Below are 1,108 nucleotides of genomic sequence, written 5' to 3' on the forward strand. Positions count from 1 at the left end.
GAAAAGTTAGAAATATGTACAAACGTTATATAGCCCAAATTATTTTTGCGTTAACAATCCTGATCTCCGCACCAAGTTGGGCTGAAACGGAAGAGACTGGACCAAAATTAGCGTACTTCACCCTAGAGCCAGATTTAACCACTAACTTTTACACCAAAGGTAAAAAATTAGGCTACGTACAAGTGCGTATCGACATCATGGTGATGAGCCAACAAGACCTAGCGATTGTTGAGCACCATCAACCCTTGATTCGCGATGCGGTCATCGAGCTCCTAGGCAAACAAACCGAAGATACGATCAAGTCGCTTTCTGGCCGAGAAGACCTACGCAAAACGTTGGTAAAAGAGCTAAACGAAACCTTACTGCCAGAGACCGGGAAAACCGTCATTGCTGATTTGCTGTTTACCAAATACCTCTATCAGTAAGTAACGCTGCTTTAGATACAAAAAGACCGCTTTCGAGCGGTCTTTTTTTGTTTTTGCTATCACGCTTGTTGTTGGTATTTCTGCTTGCCCGAGTCGAACAGCGCAATCGCCATCCCGGCTAACAAGCCAGCTAAGTGAGCCGTATTGGCAATGGCCATAAACGGTTGCACAAAACCAAGTACCAACCACACCAACATAAAACCAATGATGGATTTCGGCAGCGTTAAACCTAAATGAGGTAAACGGTAACCCAAAACCCACAAATAGCCGAGTAGCGCGTACACAACACCAGATAACCCGCCGAAGTTCGCACCTTCAACATAGAACTGGCCAGCACCAGAGAGTGCCGCAGATACCACAAAGATTTGCAGTAACTTGCCAGAACCAAGTCGACGTTCAATATCGCCACCAAGTTGCCACCACCACAACAAGTTAAAGATGATGTGTGTTACCGAGAAATGCAGCAATGCATGACTCACCCAACGCCACAATTGCCATTGCTGGCCTTCAAACGCGGGAAAGTGCAACAGAACAAATACCCCATTTCCAAAGCCTAACATCTGCAGACCATAAATCACGGCGCATACGGTCATGATCAATAAGGTCACTGGACCGGCTTTGGCTTTGATCATTCCCATGATGCTTGGGCTAGCGTAATGAAATTGGCTCTTACGAGTATCGGC

2 protein-coding genes are annotated in these 1,108 nt (G+C 45.9%); one reads left to right on the top strand and one right to left on the bottom strand.

The annotated features are described in order from the left end of the window. The first annotated feature begins 14 nt into the window (after nt 1-14). Nucleotides 15-425, top strand: coding sequence for a flagellar basal body-associated protein FliL (locus tag R8O70_RS25965; RefSeq protein ID WP_318126950.1), 411 nt, complete (start codon nt 15-17; stop codon nt 423-425). A gap of 59 nt (nt 426-484) precedes the next feature. Here the strand turns inward: R8O70_RS25965 and glpG are convergent. Continuing rightward, nucleotides 485-1,108 (bottom strand): rhomboid family intramembrane serine protease GlpG (gene glpG / locus R8O70_RS25970; protein WP_318184556.1); only part of this gene is annotated, 624 nt, incomplete at its 5' end.

It is taken from the genome of Vibrio sp. 779(2023) (assembly GCF_033344285.1).
GTDB lineage: Bacteria > Pseudomonadota > Gammaproteobacteria > Enterobacterales > Vibrionaceae > Vibrio > Vibrio alginolyticus.

Bases quoted from the DNA above. Each gene is read 5' to 3' on its own strand.
- R8O70_RS25965 (WP_318126950.1), top strand. From the start codon at position 15: ATGTACAAACGTTATATAGCCCAAATTATTTTTGCGTTAACAATCCTG.